This is a genomic window from Vibrio sp. 10N.247.311.51 (genome assembly GCF_041467855.1).
In the GTDB taxonomy this organism is placed as follows: domain Bacteria; phylum Pseudomonadota; class Gammaproteobacteria; order Enterobacterales; family Vibrionaceae; genus Vibrio; species Vibrio coralliirubri.
Window position 1 is genome coordinate 47,732 of record NZ_JBFSVK010000029.1, and the last position, 18,771, is coordinate 66,502.

At 45.4% G+C, this 18,771-nt stretch carries 20 protein-coding genes; 3 read left to right on the top strand and 17 right to left on the bottom strand.

Features of this window, described 5'->3' with window-relative positions; translation table 11 throughout:
* Positions 1 to 458: 458 nt before the first annotated feature.
* From ndk to trmJ, 11 genes are all read right to left on the bottom strand, one after another.
* Entirely contained in the window at positions 459 to 893 is a 435-nt protein-coding gene (gene ndk / locus AB6E85_RS21070) for a nucleoside-diphosphate kinase (protein ID WP_016797173.1), read from the bottom strand.
* 106 nt (positions 894 to 999) lie between these two features.
* Positions 1,000 to 2,295, bottom strand: a complete 1,296-nt coding sequence (pepB, locus tag AB6E85_RS21075; protein ID WP_372144099.1) for an aminopeptidase PepB — start codon at positions 2,293 to 2,295, stop codon at positions 1,000 to 1,002.
* A 206-nt stretch (positions 2,296 to 2,501) separates the two neighbouring features.
* On the bottom strand, positions 2,502 to 2,702 hold the full coding sequence (iscX, locus tag AB6E85_RS21080; RefSeq protein ID WP_004740335.1) for a Fe-S cluster assembly protein IscX: 201 nt from the start codon (positions 2,700 to 2,702) through the stop codon (positions 2,502 to 2,504).
* A 134-nt stretch (positions 2,703 to 2,836) separates the two neighbouring features.
* A complete protein-coding gene (gene fdx, locus AB6E85_RS21085) occupies positions 2,837 to 3,175 on the bottom strand; it encodes an ISC system 2Fe-2S type ferredoxin (protein WP_010440525.1) in 339 nt (112 codons plus the stop codon).
* Between the two features lie 20 nt (positions 3,176 to 3,195).
* Complete coding sequence (hscA, locus tag AB6E85_RS21090) at positions 3,196 to 5,046, bottom strand: Fe-S protein assembly chaperone HscA (RefSeq protein WP_086970914.1); 1,851 nt, start codon at positions 5,044 to 5,046, stop codon at positions 3,196 to 3,198.
* Positions 5,047 to 5,068: 22 nt separating this feature from the next.
* Complete coding sequence (hscB, locus tag AB6E85_RS21095) at positions 5,069 to 5,584, bottom strand: co-chaperone HscB (RefSeq protein WP_048608145.1); 516 nt, start codon at positions 5,582 to 5,584, stop codon at positions 5,069 to 5,071.
* 84 nt (positions 5,585 to 5,668) lie between these two features.
* Positions 5,669 to 5,992: an iron-sulfur cluster assembly protein IscA gene (gene iscA / locus AB6E85_RS21100; RefSeq protein ID WP_010440519.1), complete on the bottom strand. Its 324-nt coding sequence runs from the start codon at positions 5,990 to 5,992 to the stop codon at positions 5,669 to 5,671.
* Between the two features lie 97 nt (positions 5,993 to 6,089).
* Positions 6,090 to 6,467 carry a Fe-S cluster assembly scaffold IscU gene (gene iscU / locus AB6E85_RS21105; RefSeq protein ID WP_004740340.1) on the bottom strand — a complete coding sequence of 126 codons (378 nt, stop codon included), beginning with the start codon at positions 6,465 to 6,467 and terminating at the stop codon, positions 6,090 to 6,092.
* A 33-nt stretch (positions 6,468 to 6,500) separates the two neighbouring features.
* Entirely contained in the window at positions 6,501 to 7,715 is a 1,215-nt protein-coding gene (locus AB6E85_RS21110; protein WP_048613459.1) for an IscS subfamily cysteine desulfurase, read from the bottom strand.
* Between the two features lie 27 nt (positions 7,716 to 7,742).
* Positions 7,743 to 8,264: a Fe-S cluster assembly transcriptional regulator IscR gene (iscR, locus tag AB6E85_RS21115; protein WP_010440512.1), complete on the bottom strand. Its 522-nt coding sequence runs from the start codon at positions 8,262 to 8,264 to the stop codon at positions 7,743 to 7,745.
* Between the two features lie 116 nt (positions 8,265 to 8,380).
* Positions 8,381 to 9,109, bottom strand: a complete 729-nt coding sequence (gene trmJ / locus AB6E85_RS21120) for a tRNA (cytosine(32)/uridine(32)-2'-O)-methyltransferase TrmJ (RefSeq protein ID WP_017062835.1) — start codon at positions 9,107 to 9,109, stop codon at positions 8,381 to 8,383.
* Between the two features lie 181 nt (positions 9,110 to 9,290).
* Between trmJ and suhB the strand changes: the two genes are divergently transcribed.
* Positions 9,291 to 10,094: an inositol-1-monophosphatase gene (gene suhB / locus AB6E85_RS21125; RefSeq protein ID WP_017062836.1), complete on the top strand. Its 804-nt coding sequence runs from the start codon at positions 9,291 to 9,293 to the stop codon at positions 10,092 to 10,094.
* A 273-nt stretch (positions 10,095 to 10,367) separates the two neighbouring features.
* Here suhB and secF read toward each other — a convergent pair whose 3' ends face one another.
* From secF to queA, 5 genes are all read right to left on the bottom strand, one after another.
* Positions 10,368 to 11,315, bottom strand: coding sequence for a protein translocase subunit SecF (gene secF / locus AB6E85_RS21130; RefSeq protein ID WP_017062837.1), 948 nt, complete (start codon positions 11,313 to 11,315; stop codon positions 10,368 to 10,370).
* Between the two features lie 14 nt (positions 11,316 to 11,329).
* A complete protein-coding gene (secD, locus tag AB6E85_RS21135; RefSeq protein WP_372144102.1) occupies positions 11,330 to 13,186 on the bottom strand; it encodes a protein translocase subunit SecD in 1,857 nt (618 codons plus the stop codon).
* 20 nt (positions 13,187 to 13,206) lie between these two features.
* Positions 13,207 to 13,536 (bottom strand): preprotein translocase subunit YajC, encoded by a 330-nt coding sequence (gene yajC / locus AB6E85_RS21140; protein WP_010440492.1) that lies wholly within the window; start codon positions 13,534 to 13,536, stop codon positions 13,207 to 13,209.
* A 111-nt stretch (positions 13,537 to 13,647) separates the two neighbouring features.
* Positions 13,648 to 14,784 carry a tRNA guanosine(34) transglycosylase Tgt gene (tgt, locus tag AB6E85_RS21145; protein WP_372144104.1) on the bottom strand — a complete coding sequence of 379 codons (1,137 nt, stop codon included), beginning with the start codon at positions 14,782 to 14,784 and terminating at the stop codon, positions 13,648 to 13,650.
* Between the two features lie 190 nt (positions 14,785 to 14,974).
* On the bottom strand, positions 14,975 to 16,027 hold the full coding sequence (gene queA, locus AB6E85_RS21150) for a tRNA preQ1(34) S-adenosylmethionine ribosyltransferase-isomerase QueA (RefSeq protein WP_048613454.1): 1,053 nt from the start codon (positions 16,025 to 16,027) through the stop codon (positions 14,975 to 14,977).
* 334 nt (positions 16,028 to 16,361) lie between these two features.
* On the opposite strand from queA, the gene AB6E85_RS21155 reads away from it, so the two are divergent.
* A complete protein-coding gene (locus tag AB6E85_RS21155; protein ID WP_017062524.1) occupies positions 16,362 to 16,808 on the top strand; it encodes a CBS domain-containing protein in 447 nt (148 codons plus the stop codon).
* Between the two features lie 69 nt (positions 16,809 to 16,877).
* On the opposite strand, the gene AB6E85_RS21160 is transcribed toward AB6E85_RS21155, so the two are convergent.
* On the bottom strand, positions 16,878 to 17,783 hold the full coding sequence (locus tag AB6E85_RS21160) for a hydrogen peroxide-inducible genes activator (RefSeq protein ID WP_017062525.1): 906 nt from the start codon (positions 17,781 to 17,783) through the stop codon (positions 16,878 to 16,880).
* 209 nt (positions 17,784 to 17,992) lie between these two features.
* Between AB6E85_RS21160 and AB6E85_RS21165 the strand changes: the two genes are divergently transcribed.
* On the top strand, positions 17,993 to 18,601 hold the full coding sequence (locus tag AB6E85_RS21165; RefSeq protein WP_017062526.1) for a peroxiredoxin C: 609 nt from the start codon (positions 17,993 to 17,995) through the stop codon (positions 18,599 to 18,601).
* The last annotated feature ends 170 nt before the right edge of the window (positions 18,602 to 18,771 follow it).

The window sequence follows — 18,771 nt, forward strand, 5'->3', positions numbered from 1 at the left end:
AGTATCTGGAATCTCCAATAGCCAACAGAGATTCCCGATTACGCTCCTTCGTCGCTATCGGGAATGACGTGAAGACTTACTCAGTAACTTTCCATTCATCGCCATGCGATCGTGACGCCCCAAATACCTCGTCATTCCAGAATCGAGGAACGAAGTATCTGGAATCTCCAATAGCCAACAGAGATTCCCGATTACGCTCCTTCGTCGCTTTCGGGAATGACGTGAATACTCACCAACAGCTCGCAATATTTGCCACGAGATTGTGGCTCCCAAACTCCCCCGTCATTCCAGAACTGAGGAAGGAAGTATCTGGAATCTCCAATAACAAAAACAGATTCCCGATTACGCTCCTTCGTCGCTTTCGAGAATGACGACTAAATTGATTATCGAGAGCGTGAAATCCACTTACAAAAAAGGCCTCACCGAAGTGAAGCCTTTAGAATAATCTGCAGTGCCGATTATTGAGCTGGGCGTGGGCAAATTTCAGATTCTGGGAAGAAGAATTCGATTTCGCGAGCTGCAGACTCAGGGCTGTCGCTGCCGTGTACTGAGTTGTAACGCATGCTGATTGCGTAGTCAGCACGGATAGTGCCGCATGCCGCTTCTTCTGGGTTAGTTTTACCCATTAATTCACGGTAACGAGCGATAGCGTTTTCGCCTTCAAGCACTTGAACCATGATAGGACCAGAAGTCATAAACTCTTTAAGAGCTGGGAAGAACTCTTTGCCTTCGTGTTCAGCGTAGAAGCCACTCGCTTGCTCTTCAGTAAGACGAACCATCTTAGCAGCAATAATTTCTAGGCCTGCTTTTTCGATACGGTGATAGATTTCACCAACAAGGTTACGCTTAACTGCATCCGGCTTAACAATTGAGAACGTTCTTTCTAGAGCCATAGGGATTCCTTCACTTCATTTTTTTGTTATTAAATACTGAAATTGCTGAGATCTTTCGATCTGAGCTTTATGAATGAGCGGCACAAAATACCACTCACCCTTATTATTATTTTGCTTGGTCGATAAGAAGACGAGCCAGTGTGCGAACACCCATACCCGTTGCGCCTGCCGCCCACTTGTCACTTGCTGACTTACGGTAAGTACCTGCGCAATCCATATGAATCCAACCTTTTTTGTGATCATCTACAAAGTAAGAAAGGAATGCCGCTGCTGTACTTGCACCCGGTGTGTAATCACCCGTGCTGATGTTTGAAAGATCAGCAAAGTTTGAAGGCAACATGCCACGGTGGAAATCAGCAAGAGGCAATGGCCATAGCCCTTCTTTCTCTTGGTTTGCCGCCGTTAGCGCTTGGTGAGATAACTCATCATCGAAGCTTAATAGTGCGTGGTAGTCGTTACCTAGTGCGTTTTTAGCCGCACCTGTTAGCGTTGCACAGTCGATGATCAGCTCAGGGCTCTGTGCACTTGCGTACATCAGGCCATCAGCCAGCACCAAGCGACCTTCCGCATCAGTGTTCATGATCTCAACTGTCTTACCGTTTTTGTAGGTAATGATATCGCCAAGCTTCAATGCGCGACCAGAGATCATGTTCTCTGCGCAACATAAAATAAGCTTGATGCGCTTGTTCAGGCCGCGTTCAATCGCCAGACCTAAACCACCCGTAATCGTTGCTGCGCCACCCATGTCAGCTTTCATCGCTGTCATGAATTGGCCTGGCTTGATGCTGTAACCGCCCGAATCGAACGTAATACCTTTACCCACTAAACAAGCAAACACGGGTGCGTTTTCATCACCTGTTGGGTTGAAGTCCAGTTGCAGCATTGCTGATGTACGCTCAGAGCCGCGACCGACCGCGTAGATACCTTCCCAACCTTCGGTTAGTAGATCCTTGTCTTTAACGATCTTCGCTTTAACAGTGCCCGCTGGTGCCACTGATTTGATGTATTCTGCAGCCATTGTCGCGAGTTGACGAGGTGCCACTTCTTCAGCGGTTTTATTGATAATGTCACGCGTCCAGTCAGTTGCGCGAATACGAGCTTCAAGCTCTGTTTGATCGGCTTCTGAAAGTGCATCCCATTCCAATGCATTCTTTTTCTTTGGTCCACGGTAGCCTTGGTAGAAAGCCCAAACGCTTTCTAGATCCCAACCTTCACCACGAAGTGAAACGAATGCGATACCTTGTCCGTCAAGCGTACGACCCGCACGCTGAACTGCGCCTAGATCGTGGCCTTCACCAATGTGAATTGTCGCTCCCGCTTCTGAGAACGATAAAATAGCTCTTGCTCCCCACTGAGGCTGGGCAGCTTCTTGACTTAAAAATACTGACATCTGTGTAGACATGATTTCTCCTTGTCATGAACCACTTTGGGTGTGTGATTCTGATTATTTTTTATTAGCGCACTGATGTTAGCATTATGTAGGAGGAAAATGTCATTTTGATAAAAAAACGGACCATAAGGTCCGCTTTTTTTAGTAAGAATTGTTAACTTGGCTGCGTTTTATATTGGACTGATACCAACCCGCGACCAAATCATCAGACAAGAGGATTAATCCATCTCATCCATCCAGCACAAAATAATAGCCTCTAAGATTTTCTCATTCGAGTGGTTAGGCTCGTCGTCGAACTCTTCAAGGTCTAGCACCCATTGATGCAGATCGGTAAAACGTACCGTTTTAGGATCAGTATCAGGGTACAAATCACATAGCTCAATTGCGATATCTCGCGAATCAATCCACTTCAAGCTCATAACACTTCCTTATATTTATCAGCGACGCTCTGTCACCTTTATGATCTATATTCTAGGCCAGTTTTCTTAGTATGTTTGTCTAAGCAATAGCTCTCTCAGTCATCGCTGTATTAGCCATGACTGAGAACTGGTTCTTAGTGGTCTTCAGAAGCCAGGTTCAACGTGTACTTTGGAATCTCTACAACAAGATCCGTATCAGCCACTTTAGCTTGGCAACCAAGACGAGATTCCATCTCTAAGCCCCATGCTTTATCTAGCATGTCGTCTTCTAGATCATCACTCTCTTCTAAAGAATCAAAACCTTCACGAATCACAACGTGACATGTTGTACATGCACACGATTTTTCACATGCGTGTTCAATACCAATACCGGCCTTCAGTGCAACATCAAGAACCGTCTCACCAGTTTTTGCTTCTAAAACAGCGCCTTCTGGACATAGATCTTCGTGAGGTAAAACAATAATCTTTGGCATGTTTATCTATTCTCTAACTATTAAATATTATCGACTGACTGACCTGACAGTGCAGCACGAATTGATTTATCCATACGACGAGAAGCAAAGTCTTGGCTCGCTTTGTCGGTATTCTTAATTTCTAGTTCAATGGCATCAGCATTGTCGCCATTACGCACTTCAATCAGTGCTTCAATCGCTTGAACAAGTTGTTGTTTGCCTTGCTCATCAAGTAGCTCGTCACCATCGGCTTGCATTGCAGCGATAAGACCTTCGATAACGCGATCCGCTTCTACGCGTTGCTCAGCAAGAGCACGCGCTTGCATGTCTTCTTTTGCAAACGTCATCGAATCTTTCAGCATGCTAGCCACTTCGTTATCGCTCAGACCGTAAGATGGCTTAACTTGGATTTCAGCTTGAACGCCAGTGCTCTTCTCCATTGCGGTAACCGATAGCAGGCCATCAGCATCCACTTGGTAAGTAACACGAATATGAGCAGCACCTGCAGTCATCGGCGGGATGCCTTTCAGAGCAAATCGAGCCAGTGAACGGCAGTCGTCAACCATCTCTCGTTCGCCTTGCACGGTGTGTACTGTCATTGCAGTTTGACCGTCTTTGAACGTGGTAAATTCTTGTGCGCGAGCAACAGGGATCGTGGTGTTACGAGGGATGATCTTTTCTACCAAGCCACCCATGGTTTCGATACCAAGAGACAGAGGGATAACGTCCAATAGCAGCATTTCAGAATCAGGCTTGTTACCTACTAGAATATCCGCTTGAATTGACGCACCAATCGCAACTACTTCATCAGGGTTAATGCTAGTTAATGGCGTACGACCAAAGAAGTCACCGACCATTTCACGTACAAGTAATGTGCGAGTTGAACCGCCGACCATCACGACTTCTAGAACTTCATCCGCGTCTACTTCAGCATCTTTTAGTGCGCGACGGCATGAAAGCAGGGTTTTCTTAACGAGCGGTTTGATGATCTCTTCAAACTCTTCACGAGTTAATGAACCAGACCAATCGAGTACGTCAACATCAACGCTTTCCGCTTCAGATAAGCCAATCTTCGCTTCTGTTGCGGCGTCTAGAAGAATACGGTTCTGTTCTGCTGTTAGCTCTGATAAGCCCATTTGCTCTTGGAAATGTTCCGCAACTAAATGGTCAAAGTCGTCACCGCCTAATGCTGAGTCACCGCCTGTTGCTAAAACTTCGAAGACACCTTTAGATAGGCGTAGGATAGAGATATCAAACGTACCACCACCTAAGTCATAAACAGCAATGACTCCTTCTTTACCAGAATCCAAGCCGTAAGCAATCGCAGCGGCAGTCGGTTCATTAAGAAGACGTAACACGTGAAGACCAGCAAGTTGCGCCGCGTCTTTCGTACCAGCACGCTGTGCATCATCAAAGTAAGCAGGAACGGTAATAACAGCACCAGATAGCTCACCACCGAGTGTTGACTCAGCACGCTGACCTAGCGCTCGCAGGATATCTGCAGATACTTGAATTGGGTTCTTGTTACCTTGCTCTGTGCGAATCACAGGCAAACCATTATCACTTTCTTCAAATTGATATGGCAGAGATGGGTATCGCTGTTGAATATCTGACAGTGAACGACCGATTAGTCGCTTAACTGAGATAATGGTATTTTTAGGATCAGTCTGTGCATTTGCACGAGCTTCATCACCAGTCGTGTACGACTCTGACGTATAGTGAACAACGGAAGGAAGAATACTGCGACCTTGTTGATCAACCAGTGTGCTCGCCTCACCACTGCGCACTGCCGCAACCAATGAGTTTGTTGTACCTAAATCAATACCCACAGCAAGCTTGTGCTGGTGAGGAGCGGCGCTTTGCCCTGGTTCTGCAATCTGAAGTAGTGCCATGGATGTGTCCTTGTTATACGAACTAGCCGATCAGACGATCTTCAACTAACTCGATTTCATTCTTTAATTTTGCAATAAACTTAAGCTTTCTTACTCGGTCTGCAGCTTCTAACCAAGCCTCACTGTCGAGTTCTTGTTGGATAGCGCTTAATTGTTGTTTATACATTTTGCTAACCTTTCCTTCAAATGCAAACAAAGCATCTTCAGGATCAGAACTGTCGGCGATGTCTTCAAGCTCTTCGCGCAATTCCATTTGCTCCATCAGGAACATAGGATCTTGCAGGGTCTGCTGCTCACCACGAATATCCTCACCATGTTGCACTAACAGGTATTCAGCTCGGCTGATTGGATTCTTCAATACCTGATACGCATCATTGATTTGCGCAGCTTTTTGCACGGCTAATAGGCGATCACGCTCAGAAGCTGTGGCAAATTTATCAGGGTGAAATTGGCGTTGCAGATCTCTAAACTGAGAAGAAAGAAGGCTACCATCCAGTTGAAACTGAAGTGGTAGCCCAAATAATTCGAAATGATTCATGTAACGGTGGTCCTAAGTTTAGGCTCTTCAATCAGAGCCTAATTTTATTCTTCGCTCACTATAAACGCTCAACGATTGAAGCGTTTATACGTTGAAGCTCTCACCACAACCACATTCGCCTTTCGCGTTAGGGTTGTTGAATTCAAAACCTTCGTTTAGGCCTTCTTTTACGTAATCAAGCTCGGTACCGTCTAGGTAAACTAGGCTCTTTGGATCAATGATGACCTTAACACCTGAATGCTCAAACACTTCGTCTTCTTCGTTAAGCTCGTCAACGAATTCTAGTACATACGCCATACCCGAACAGCCAGTAGTTTTTACCGCTAAGCGCAACCCGATACCTTTACCTCGGTTATCTAGGAAAGCTTGAACTCGGCTTGCTGCCGTATCTGTCATGGTGATGGCCATACTACAACCTTGTGTTTTATATAAATTGAGAACTCAGGGGGAGCACAAAGGATGCTCCCAAATATTGCTTATTTTTTGTGATTACTTAATGAAACGATTAACGCTTCTTTTTGTAATCCGCAACTGCTGCTTTGATTGCATCTTCAGCAAGAATTGAACAGTGAACTTTCACTGGTGGCAACTCTAGCTCTTCTGCGATTTCAGAGTTTTTGATAGCCGCTGCTTCATCAATACTTTTACCTTTAACCCACTCAGTTACTAGTGAGCTAGAAGCGATTGCGCTACCGCAGCCGTAAGTTTTGAATTTTGCATCTTCGATAATGCCTTCTGGCGTTACCTTGATTTGCAGTTTCATTACGTCACCACAAGCTGGTGCGCCAACCATGCCGCTACCTACACTTGGGTCTTCTTTATCAAACGAACCTACGTTACGTGGGTTTTCGTAGTGATCAATTACTTTTTCGCTATATGCCATGATAGTTACCTCGAATCCTCTATTTCCGTGAGATTAGTGATGAGCCCACTCAACAGTGTTCAAATCAATCCCTTCTTTATACATATCCCATAGAGGAGACATGTCGCGTAATTTGTTTACCGCTACACGAATTTGTGCAATCGCGTAGTCGATTTCTTCTTCCGTTGTGAAACGGCCGAATGAGAAACGTACTGAGCTGTGTGCCAGTTCATCGTTCAGACCAAGAGCACGTAGAACGTATGAAGGTTCTAGGCTTGCTGATGTACATGCAGAACCTGATGATACCGCTAGGTCTTTTAGAGACATAAGCAGAGATTCACCTTCAACGAAAGCGAAGCTCACGTTTAGGTTGTGTGGTACACGTTGGTCTAGGTCGCCGTTTACGGTTACCGCTTCTAGATCTTGAACACCTTTTAATAGGCGCTCACGAAGTGCTAGTGCGTGATCGTAATCTTTCTGCATGTCTTGTTTAGCGATGGCAAAAGCTTCGCCCATACCCACGATTTGGTGAGTAGCAAGAGTACCAGAGCGGAAACCACGTTCATGACCGCCACCGTGCATTTGCGCTTCTAGGCGAATACGTGGCTTACGACGAACGTACAAAGCGCCGATGCCTTTAGGGCCGTATGCTTTGTGTGCAGACATAGAGATAAGGTCAACTTTCATCTCTTTTACGTCTAGTGGGATTTTACCCGCAGACTGCGCCGCATCAACGTGGAAGATGATCTTACGTGCACGACATAATTCGCCGATTGCAGAGATATCTTGGATTACACCAATCTCGTTGTTTACGTGCATGATAGAAACTAGAACAGTATCTTCACGCATTGCAGCTTGTAGCTTGTCTAGATCGATGATGCCGTTAGCTTCTGGCTCAAGGTATGTCACCTCAAAACCTTCACGCTCTAGTTGGCGACATGGATCAAGAACCGCTTTGTGTTCTGTTTTGCACGTGATTACATGCTTACCTTTCTTCTCGTAAAAGTGCGCTGCACCTTTGATAGCAAGGTTATCTGACTCTGTAGCACCTGACGTGAAAACAATCTCACGTGGGTCTGCATTTAGTAGATCGGCAATTTGCTCACGAGCATTATCTACTGATTCTTCTGCCTGCCAGCCGTAACGGTGTGAGCGAGATGCAGGGTTACCGAAGTTACCGTCCATCGTCATGCACTGAACCATTTTTTCAGCAACACGTGGATCGACTGGGCATGTAGCTGAATAGTCAAAGTAAATAGGCAGTTTCATTTTCTACTCCAATGTAAAAACTGACCGCTAAGAGCGGGCATTAACACCGTGAGGTGCTGCACTAATCGTTGTAGTGCTCGTATTTTTATGTGCAAAACCATTATTAACCGCAAGATCGATATCTTGACGATCAGAAATCTCTAAAACTTCGTTATCTTTCATTAGCTCACCGAGCGTAATGTCGTTTAAGAAGCTGCTGATTCGGGAGCTTAAATCACGCCATAGGGTGTGAGTTAAACAACGACTGCCACCTTGGCAATCTGCTCGACCGTGACACTTAGTTGCATCAACTGATTCGTCTACTGCAGCAATTACAGTTCCGACAGCGATGTCGCTCGCTTCAGCCCCTAAACGGTAACCACCGCCAGGACCACGAACACTAGCAACTAAGCCAGCTTTACGTAACTTAGAAAATAGCTGTTCTAAGTAAGATAACGAGATGCCTTGTCGCTCTGAAATATCAGCCAGAGGAACTGGGCTTTTTTGCGAATGCAGTGCTACATCTAGCATAGCTGTTACCGCATATCTTCCTTTAGATGTAAGTTTCATATCACACCGTATCCACATTGTTTATGTGGTTGGAATCTTCCCATACCCGACTAAATTGGTCAAGTATTTAGTTGACTATTTTAGTCAGGTATTCACCCTTAGGGTTTATGTGGGCTTTATTTGTCGTTTTTGCTCTTCTCAATTGAAGTCAAAATGCCGCGTAGAGTGTTGATCTCTTGTAGCTCTGGACGAGCTCGACTGAACAGACGACGTAGCTTATTCATCACCTGACCCGGCTTATCCTTAGAGATAAATTGGGTATCAATGATCACTTTTTCAAGGTGCTCGTAGAACATTTCTAGTTCTTCGTGACGAGGGTATTCATCTTGTTGCTGTGGCTGATATTGGCTAGCGACCATATCAAGGTGGGCTACACGCACTTCGTAGCTCAGAGTCTGTACTGCCATTGCAAGGTTTAGCGAGCTGTATTCAGGGTTAGCAGGGATACATACATGGAAGTGGCACTTCTGAAGCTCATCGTTAGTCAAGCCAGTACGTTCACGGCCGAACACTAATGCGACAGGGTGCTTTTGACCTTCAATCGCAAACTTTTGTCCACACTCACGAGGCTCAAGCATTGGCCATTCCAGCGTACGTGAACGTGCACTCGAACCAACCACTAAACCACAGTCTTTTACAGCTTCGTCCAGTGTAGAAACGATGGTCGCGTTTTCTGCGATGTCACCTGCACCCGCAGCCAGTGCTAAGGTCTGCTCGTCAACTTCACATTGAGGGTCTACAAGAACCAATTGACTCAAACCCATCACTTTCATTGCGCGAGCTGCTGATCCGATATTTCCCGAATGAGACGTACCAACCAGAACGACTTTTACATTGTCTAACATGCTATATGACACCACTTTAAAAATAATCGCGAGATATTAACACATAGCAAAGTAAAATGGTCAGACCCTTCGCGTAATGTGAAACCAAGAGTTCAAAAAATAACCACTTCCCTTTTGGTAAAACTTTGGTATACTCGCCGCCGCTTTAAATTGTTCTTTAACATCTTGTGGGAAAAACCATATGCATCCAATGCTAAACATTGCGATACGCGCTGCGCGTAAAGCTGGCAACCATATTGCTAAATCTCTAGAAACAACTGATAAGATCGAATCGTCTCTAAAAGGTAACAACGATTACGTTACCAACATTGCTCAAGAAGCTGAGTACATGATCATTGAGACAATCAAAGCATCTTACCCAGAGCACAGCATTATTTCTGAAGAGAAAGGCCTGACTGAAGGTAAAGACTCTGATGTACAATGGATCGTTGACCCACTAGATGGCACCAACAACTTTGTAAAAGGTTTCCCTCACTTCTCTGTATCTATCGCTGTTCGCATGAACGGTCGTACAGAAGTTGCTTGTGTTTATGACCCAATGCTAAACGAGCTATTCACAGCTCAACGTGGCGCTGGCGCTCAACTTAACAACGCTCGTATGCGTGTTACTCAACTAAAAGACCTTCAAGGTACTGTTCTAGCGACTGGTTTCCCATTCAAGCAAAAACAACACTCTGAATCTTTCATGAAGATCATCTCTGGTCTATTCATCGACTGTGCTGACTTCCGTCGTACTGGTTCTCCTGCTCTTGACCTATGTTACCTAGCAGCTGGCCGTGTTGATGGTTACCTAGAACTTGGCCTTAAGCCATGGGATCTAGCAGCTGGCGATCTAATCGCTCGTGAAGCTGGTGCTATCATGACTGACTTTGCTGGCGGTACTGATTACATGACTTCTGGTAATGTTGTTGCTTCAAGCGCACGTGGTGTTAAGTCTATTCTTAAGCACGTTCGTGAGAACGCTAACGAAGGTATGCTGAAGTAATTCAGGCCTTACGTTAACGCTCCCTGTTTCAAGGGAGGGTAGAAATTCCAAAGCCTCGCTATATAGCGAGGCTTTTTTGTATCTGCGTTTTGAGATACGAGATACGAGATACGAGATACGAGATACGAGATACGATCAGGATGTCTCTTAGTGAAATGAAGTTCAACATACTTCAACGCTAAATTGTATTGAGCTTCCCTAGAATACAGACGTAAAAAAACCGCTAGTTGCCTAGCGGTTTTTTTGGTTTAGCGAAACTTATTAAGCCAAGGCCTAAGGCATCTCGTCAAACTCTTCACCTTCTTTGTCCACTTGTGGTGGCATTAGGTGTTCACGCGTAATACCCAACTTCATAGCTAGTGCAGATGCAACGTAGATAGAAGAGTAAGTACCAACCGTAATACCCAATAGAAGTGCAGTCGCGAAGCCGTGAATCATAGCGCCGCCCTGAACGAACAGTGCGATAACTACGAATAACGTGGTACCAGAAGTGATCAATGTACGGCTCAGTGTTTGTGTGATTGAGCTGTTCAGTACTTCAGGTGCTTCACCCTTACGCATCTTACGGAAGTTCTCACGAATACGGTCGAATACAACAATGGTATCGTTGAGGGAGTAACCGACGACCGTTAGCAAGGCTGCTACGATGGTAAGGTCGACCTCAATTTGCATTAGAGAGAACACACCAAGCGTGATGATAACATCGTGCGCAAGTGCTAATACCGCACCCGCCGCCAAACGCCATTCGAATCGCACTGATACGTAGATCAAGATACAGATAAGAGAAACAAGGATAGCAAGGCCACCCGCTTCTGTTAATTCGTCACCCACGTTAGGACCAACGAACTCGATACGACGCATTTCAACTTGCTCACCAGTACCATTCTCAATAGCAGAAAGGATTTGGTTGCCAAGCGTTTCGCCCGCTACGCCATCACGTGGACGTAAACGAACCATCACATCACGAGCTGAACCGAAGTTCTGTACCGTTGCATCACCAAAGCCTTCGGCTTCTAGTGCACTACGAATATCAGGAAGGTGTGCCGGTTGTTCAAAACCAACTTCAATCAGAGTACCGCCAGTAAAATCTAGACCCCAGTTCAACGATTTCGTTGTTAGGGTGAAGATAGCAGTACCAATCATCAAGATAGAAAAAACAAAGGCAACCTTTGACCAACGCATAAAGTCGATCATTTTGTCTGCTTTTAGAATCTGAAACATATTAATTCCTAGCCTTAGATCGACAGTTTTTTAACGCGTTTGCCGCCATACATCAGGTTCACGATACAACGTGTTCCGACAATAGCTGTAAACATTGAAGTCAAGATACCGATAGACAGCGTTACCGCGAAGCCTTTGATAGCACCCGTACCCACAGCAAATAGAATAATTGCTGTTAGTAGTGTGGTGATGTTGGCATCGGCGATTGTGCTGAATGCGTTCGCGTAACCTTGGTGAATCGCTTGTTGTGGACTGCGTCCATCTCGAAGCTCTTCACGTATACGCTCAAAGATCAGAACGTTCGCATCAACCGCCATACCGACCGTTAATACGATACCGGCAATACCTGGTAGGGTCATGGTAGCCCCCGGAATCATCGACATAACACCGATAATCAACACCAAGTTAGCCATTAGTGCAACGTTCGCAATCAGACCAAAGCTACGGTAGTAAAGCAGTGTAAACAGCATTACAGCAGCCATACCCCAAACCATCGCCATGATACCCATATCGATGTTTTGCTGACCCATAGATGGACCAATGGTACGTTCTTCTACAATCGAGATAGGCGCAATCAATGCACCAGCACGCAGTAGAAGTGCCAAGTTATGAGCTTCAGCCGTTGAGTCGATACCAGTAATACGGAAGTTACGGCCTAGCGCAGATTGAATCGTCGCTTGGTTAATCACTTCTTCGTGCTTACTTAAGATCACTCGACCTTCAGGTGTTTTACGGCCACTGTCTTTGTACTCTGCAAATACCGTAGCCATAAGCTTACCGATATTCTGACGAGAGAATGCAGACATCTTGCTACCACCTTCGCTATCTAGCGAGATGTTAACTTGTGGGCGACCATATTCATCAACACTTGAGCTTGCATCAGTAATACTTGAACCGCCTAGAATAACGCGCTTCTTAAGTACCACAGGGCGACCATCACGATCTTGCTTGATTTCGCTACCCGCAGGGGCACGACCAGAAGCGGCAGCGGCTAAGTCAGCACTGCTATCTACTTCACGGAACTCAAGCGTCGCGGTAGCACCAAGGATTTCTTTAGCGCGAGCCGTGTCTTGAACACCAGGCAATTCCACTACAATACGGCTAGAGCCTTGACGTTGAACCAAAGGTTCAGCAACACCAAGTTCGTTAACACGGTTACGTAGAATGGTAATGTTTTGCTCAACCGCGTAGTTACGGATTTCTTGAAGACGAGTATCTGTAAAGCTTGCAACCAAAGAGAAACGACCGTTAGATTCAGAATCTACAAACGTCATATCTTGGTGCTTAGATTGCAGTAGCGATTTCGCTTCAGCAAGCTGCTCTTCGTTACGTAGAATCACTTCAACCGCATCTTTACCAGATGGGCGAATCGCACGGTAACGGATTTTATCTTCACGAAGTTCACTACGGAATGCTTCTTCTTGTTGGCCAACCAGCTTTTGCATCGCAGCGTCCATATCCACTTCCATTAAGAAGTGAACACCACCACGTAGGTCAAGACCAAGTTTCATTGGTGCAGCACCAATAGATTCAAGCCAATTAGGCGTTGAAGCCGCTAGGTTTAAAGCAACGATAACGTCATCGCCTAATGCTTCTGTGATGATATCACGGGCACTAATTTGCGTATCTGTGTCGTTAAAGCGAACAAGAATGGAACCGTCTTCGAGAGCAACGGATTTAGTAGAAAGGTTTTCTGCTTCAAGAGCATTGGTGACAGCATCCAGCGTAGACATATCTACAGAGGCGCCGCGCGCCCCTGTAACTTGAACTGCCGGATCTTCACCGTATATATTTGGAAGTGCGTACAACGCAGCGATAGCGATGGCAAACACCACCATCAAATACTTCCATAACGGGTAACGGTTTAGCACAGCGAGGATCCTCTAGCTGTTTATAGAGATTTCAGAGTACCTTTTGGTAGCACTGCTGTAACGAAGTCTTTCTTGATAACTACTTCGTTGTTTGCGTTCAGTTCGATAGCAACGTAGTCGCTGTCTTCAGCAATCTTAGTGATCTTGCCAATTAGGCCGCCGCTTGTAAGAACTTCATCGCCTTTGCCCATAGAAGACATAAGGTTCTTGTGCTCTTTAACACGCTTAGCTTGTGGACGGTAGATCATGAAGTAGAAGATCACAGCGAACATACCTAGCATGATAAGCATTTCGAAACCGCCGCCTGCTGGTGCACCTTCTGCTGCTGCGTGAGCTTGAGAAATAAACATTTAAAACATCCTCTATTATATTTTCGTAATTGTTTGTCTAATTGGGTCACATCCCTTTATTTTCAAGCCCCATCACTCGGAAGAGAGATAGGGCTCGCAAAAAAAGAAATACTAAGATTCTTTACCTAGTGGTGGCACTTCACGCCCCATTCTTGCGTAGAACTCTGCAACGAACTCTTCAAAGCGGTCTTCATCGATAGACTGACGAATGTCTGACATTACTCGTTGGTAGAAACGCAGGTTATGAATCGTGTTCAGTCGAGCACCTAGGATTTCGTTACAACGATCCAAATGGTGTAAGTACGACTTGCTGTAGTTCTTACAAGTGTAACAGTCACACTCTGAATCTAGTGGTGTTGTATCGGTTTTATGCTTCGCATTACGGATCTTGATCACACCTTCAGTCACAAACAGGTGGCCGTTACGTGCATTTCGCGTTGGCATTACACAGTCAAACATGTCGATACCACGACGAACACCTTCAACCAAGTCTTCCGGTTTGCCTACGCCCATTAGGTAACGTGGCTTATCTTCTGGCAGTTGAGGACATGTGTGCTCAAGAATGCGGTGCATATCTTCTTTTGGTTCGCCTACTGCTAGGCCGCCTACTGCGTAACCGTCAAAACCAATTTCAGTTAGGCCTTTAACGGATACATCACGAAGGTCTTCGTACACGCCACCTTGAACGATACCGAACAGTGAGTTCGGGTTTTCAAGTTTGTCGAAGTGGTTACGTGAACGCTCAGCCCAACGAAGAGACATCTCCATGGAGTCTTTTGCTTCTTTGTGTGTCGCTGGGTAAGGCGTACACTCATCGAAGATCATTACGATGTCTGAACCTAGATCCTTTTGGATTTCCATAGACTTCTCAGCGTCCATGAAGATCTTGTCACCGTTTACAGGGTTACGGAAATGAACACCCTCTTCAGTGATTTTACGCATTGCACCTAGGCTGAATACTTGGAAGCCGCCTGAATCAGTCAGGATAGGACCGTGCCAGTTCATGAAATCGTGCAGGTCACCGTGCATTTTCATGATTTCTTGACCAGGACGTAGCCATAGGTGGAATGTGTTACCTAATAGGATTTCAGCACCTGTGTCTTTTACTTCTTCAGGTGTCATACCTTTAACAGTACCGTAAGTACCTACAGGCATGAATGCTGGGGTTTCAACGCTACCGCGTTCAAACTGAAGTTGACCACGACGTGCGCCGCTATTAGTTTTTTTAAGTTCGTATTTTAATTTCACGAAGCCTCCAATATGCCAGAGAAACAATCTGACTGTTAATTCAGAACCTTAGGCCAAACAAAAGTTCAGTCTAGTGGGCTCTATGAGGAGCGGTCGCGTATTCCTTGCGAGAGATTAGACAGACACCCTGCCCGACTCCTAGCTTACTGCTAGCACCCGTAAATTTTTGTATCGCTTAAACCAGCTTAAGTTAGCTCGTTTTCTTATTGATGAACATCGCATCGCCGTAGCTGAAGAAACGGTATTCGCTCTTCACGGCGTGATCGTATGCGCCCATCACATTATCGTAGCCAGCAAATGCACTCACCAACATAATCAGCGTTGATTCTGGTAAGTGGAAATTGGTAATCAAGCAATCCACCAACTGGTATTCATAGCCAGGGAAGATGAAGATTTCTGTATCACCAAAGAAAGGAACGAGCTCGGTGCCTTTCTTCACTGCATCTTGAGCTGCACTTTCTAGTGAGCGTACTGACGTTGTACCAACAGCAATAATACGGCCGCCACGCGCTTTTGCTGCAGCTACGGCGTCAACCACTTCTTGCGGCACTTCAACGTACTCAGCATGCATGTGGTGATCGTTAATATTATCAACTTTTACTGGCTGGAACGTACCAGCGCCAACGTGAAGTGTCACGTAAGCAAACTCAACACCTTTTTCTTTCATGTCAGCCATTAGCTTGTCATCAAAGTGAAGGCCTGCTGTTGGCGCTGCAACCGCACCCGGCTTTTCATTATAGACAGTCTGGTAGCGCTCTTTATCTGCATCTTCATCAGGACGATCGATGTAAGGAGGCAGTGGCATGTGACCAACACTGTTAAGAATCTCTAAAACGCTTTGATCGGATGTGAAATGGATTTCGAATAACGCATCATGACGCGCCACCATTTCAGCTTCATATTCATCGTTCTCACCAAGGAACAACTTGGTACCCGGCTTCGGTGATTTAGAACAACGAACATGCGCAAGAATGCTTTTCTCATCAAGCATACGTTCAACCAGCACTTCAAGCTTACCGCCTGATGCCTTGCGACCAAATACACGAGCTGGAATCACTCGAGTATTGTTGAAAACAACAAGATCGCCTGGCTCAACCAAGTCTAAAACGTCTTTAAACGAACCATCAGCTAGGTTACCGCTGTTGCCATCTAATTTAAGCAGGCGGCTTGCTGTACGCTCCTCTTGAGGGTAGCGAGCAATGAGTTCATCTGGTAGGTCAAAGTGAAAATCTGAAACTTGCATGTGTCTAGTCTTGTCTTAGTTGATGAGATTTGTGCCGTTGACGAATCATAAATCGTAGTTGCTGGATAATCGTTTCGGTAAGTCAATCGTTACCAGAAACACATCGCAAACACGACTAAAAATTTCGCAGTGGGCTAGTATAGGCACACGAGCCGCAATAGCAAGGTTTACAGCACTGGATTATTGTAAAGAGGCGTAAAATAATGCGACTGATTCACCTCCTCAAACTAAAGAATTAGTTGCATAAAACTCACCCAAGAATGCGTCAGATCTCAGTTATTTTTTGGATAAAAAACTATAGTAATAGCAACAAATAAAAAAGAAGGAGGTTCGTATGATCAAGGTTGAAGATATGATGACTCGCAACCCTCATACCCTATTGCGCTCACACTCACTGGCCGATGCTAAGCACATGATGGAAGCGCTTGATATCCGCCATATACCGGTCGTCGATTCTGATAGACAACTACTAGGTGTCGTCACCCAACGAGACGTTCTAGCCGCTCAAGAATCCAGCCTACAAAACATCCCACAAGCTCAATCTTTTACTCTTGCTACTCCCCTCAACGACATCATGCACAAAAGTGTTATGTCAGTAGAGCCGCGTGCAGGATTAAAAGAATCGGCTATTTATATGCAGAAGCACAAAGTGGGCTGTTTACCTGTCGTAGAAAACCACGAACTAGTAGGCATTATTACAGACAGCGATTTTGTCACGATAGCGATCAATTTGCTGGAGCTGCAAGAAGAAGTCGAGCCAGAAGAGGCGGAAGTAGAGTAAAGCTCAGAAGTGATATAAAGAAGAGCGGCCAATTCAGCCGCTCAGAGGGATTGTTGTCGCAGCGGATTATTATAGAAGCTCAGATACCACATCTGCTAACTGATGGAATGTCTCACGACGTGATGAGCTAGGGCGCCACACAAGGCCGATGTCTCGATACGCTTGCTGGCCTGGAGGATCGATCACAACAAGATTCTGGTTTTCCAATAAACCGTGGTCGATCGCCATCTGAGGAATAAAGGTAGTACCTAACCCATTAGCTACCATTTGCACCAATGTGTGCAAGCTAGTTGCTGTGAACGGGTTTATCTTCTCTTTATCCGTTAACTTACACGCTGACACGGCATGCTCGGTTAAGCAATGCTCGTTCTCCAACAAGAATACAGATTCGTCTGGCAGGTCATCGTATTTAATCGGAACGCGAATACCATCAGCTTGATTGCGACTGATCACCATCCGGAAAGGGTCTTGCCCAACAACTTGGCTTTCCATATTGTCTATATCGACAGGCAAAGCCAGAATCAGTACATCTAGGTCTCCATGACGGAGCGCAGCCAATAGGTTGGTTGTTGTATCTTCACGTAACAGCAGATTTAGTTGTGGAAAGCGCTGGTTGGCTTCTTGTACCAAATCGCACAAAAGAAAAGGAGCAATAGTAGGGATACACCCAACTCGCAGCTGTCCTTGCATCGCATCGCCGTTACATAGATTTCCAAGCTCAACCAGATCTTGTCCTTTCGCTAGTAGCTCTCGACCGTGCTTTACCACCAGCTCACCGGCTTGCGTGAAAACCAGCGGGCTCTTTTTATCTTTCTTCTCATAAAGCGGGCAACCGATGAGTTCTTCCAGATTTTGGATACCTTTACTTAGCGTCGATTGGCTAACGAAACAGCGATCAGCGGCATCACTGAAATGACGAGTTTCGTGAAGAGTAACAAGATAGTGAAGTTGCTTAAGACTTGGCCATTTATTCATGAAATTACTTTGTAATATGAGTAGGATAAGTTACGTAAAGGTCATAAGACCTAAGGACAGGACAAAGAATAAGCTTATCGCTTTTTTCGATTAACTTAATCTATTTAATTCGCTTTTTTCTATAGTACCGATTGTACTATAGTTTGTCCCGTAGAAACGGAGCCCAAACAAAGATGTGTTGGGCCAACTAATTTTTAGGAGATTCCAAAATGGTACTAGTAGGTCGTCAAGCCCCTGACTTTACTGCAGCAGCTGTTCTAGGTAACGGTGAGATCGTTGATAACTTCAACTTCGCAGAATTCACTAAAGGTAAGAAAGCTGTAGTTTTCTTCTACCCACTAGACTTCACTTTCGTTTGTCCTTCAGAGCTAATCGCTTTCGACAACCGTCTTGAAGATTTCCAAGCTAAAGGCGTTGAAGTAATCGGTGTTTCTATCGATTCTCAATTCTCTCACAACGCATGGCGTAACACTGCTATCGCTGATGGCGGTATCGGTCAAGTTAAATACCCTCTAATTGCTGACGTTAAGCACGAGATCTGCAAAGCATACGATGTTGAGCACCCAGAAGCAGGCGTTGCTTTCCGTGGTTCTTTCCTAATCGACGCTGACGGTCTTGTACGTCACCAAGTAGTTAACGATCTTCCACTAGGTCGTAACATCGACGAAATGCTACGCATGGTAGACGCACTAAACTTCCACGAGAAGAACGGTGAAGTTTGTCCTGCACAATGGGAAGAAGGTAAATCAGGTATGGACGCATCTCCAAAAGGTGTTGCAGCATTCCTATCTGAGCACGCTGACGACCTAAGCAAGTAATTACCTCTTAAGCCCGAACTCAACACGGGTTAATGGTTGGAAGACTCTCTATAAAGAGACATAAAGCATAAGCTAATAGCGCAAAGCGCACCGCCAATCAGTTAAGAAGTAAAGTCCTATTAAAAGCCCGAAGTTAACGCTTCGGGCTTTTTGTTTTCTCACTAGCCTTC

Bases quoted from the DNA above. Each gene is read 5' to 3' on its own strand.
- fdx (WP_010440525.1), bottom strand. From the start codon at position 3,175: ATGCCAAAGATTATTGTTTTACCTCACGAAGATCTATGTCCAGAAGGC.
- iscR (WP_010440512.1), bottom strand. From the start codon at position 8,264: ATGAAACTTACATCTAAAGGAAGATATGCGGTAACAGCTATGCTAGAT.
- suhB (WP_017062836.1), top strand. From the start codon at position 9,291: ATGCATCCAATGCTAAACATTGCGATACGCGCTGCGCGTAAAGCTGGC.
- hscB (WP_048608145.1), bottom strand. From the start codon at position 5,584: ATGAATCATTTCGAATTATTTGGGCTACCACTTCAGTTTCAACTGGAT.
- trmJ (WP_017062835.1), bottom strand. From the start codon at position 9,109: ATGTTAGACAATGTAAAAGTCGTTCTGGTTGGTACGTCTCATTCGGGA.
- AB6E85_RS21160 (WP_017062525.1), bottom strand. From the start codon at position 17,783: ATGAATAAATGGCCAAGTCTTAAGCAACTTCACTATCTTGTTACTCTT.
- AB6E85_RS21155 (WP_017062524.1), top strand. From the start codon at position 16,362: ATGATCAAGGTTGAAGATATGATGACTCGCAACCCTCATACCCTATTG.
- iscA (WP_010440519.1), bottom strand. From the start codon at position 5,992: ATGGCCATCACCATGACAGATACGGCAGCAAGCCGAGTTCAAGCTTTC.
- yajC (WP_010440492.1), bottom strand. From the start codon at position 13,536: ATGTTTATTTCTCAAGCTCACGCAGCAGCAGAAGGTGCACCAGCAGGC.
- secF (WP_017062837.1), bottom strand. From the start codon at position 11,315: ATGTTTCAGATTCTAAAAGCAGACAAAATGATCGACTTTATGCGTTGG.
- AB6E85_RS21165 (WP_017062526.1), top strand. From the start codon at position 17,993: ATGGTACTAGTAGGTCGTCAAGCCCCTGACTTTACTGCAGCAGCTGTT.
- iscX (WP_004740335.1), bottom strand. From the start codon at position 2,702: ATGAGCTTGAAGTGGATTGATTCGCGAGATATCGCAATTGAGCTATGT.
- AB6E85_RS21110 (WP_048613459.1), bottom strand. From the start codon at position 7,715: ATGAAACTGCCTATTTACTTTGACTATTCAGCTACATGCCCAGTCGAT.
- queA (WP_048613454.1), bottom strand. From the start codon at position 16,027: ATGCAAGTTTCAGATTTTCACTTTGACCTACCAGATGAACTCATTGCT.
- iscU (WP_004740340.1), bottom strand. From the start codon at position 6,467: ATGGCATATAGCGAAAAAGTAATTGATCACTACGAAAACCCACGTAAC.
- ndk (WP_016797173.1), bottom strand. From the start codon at position 893: ATGGCTCTAGAAAGAACGTTCTCAATTGTTAAGCCGGATGCAGTTAAG.
- pepB (WP_372144099.1), bottom strand. From the start codon at position 2,295: ATGTCTACACAGATGTCAGTATTTTTAAGTCAAGAAGCTGCCCAGCCT.
- hscA (WP_086970914.1), bottom strand. From the start codon at position 5,046: ATGGCACTACTTCAGATTGCAGAACCAGGGCAAAGCGCCGCTCCTCAC.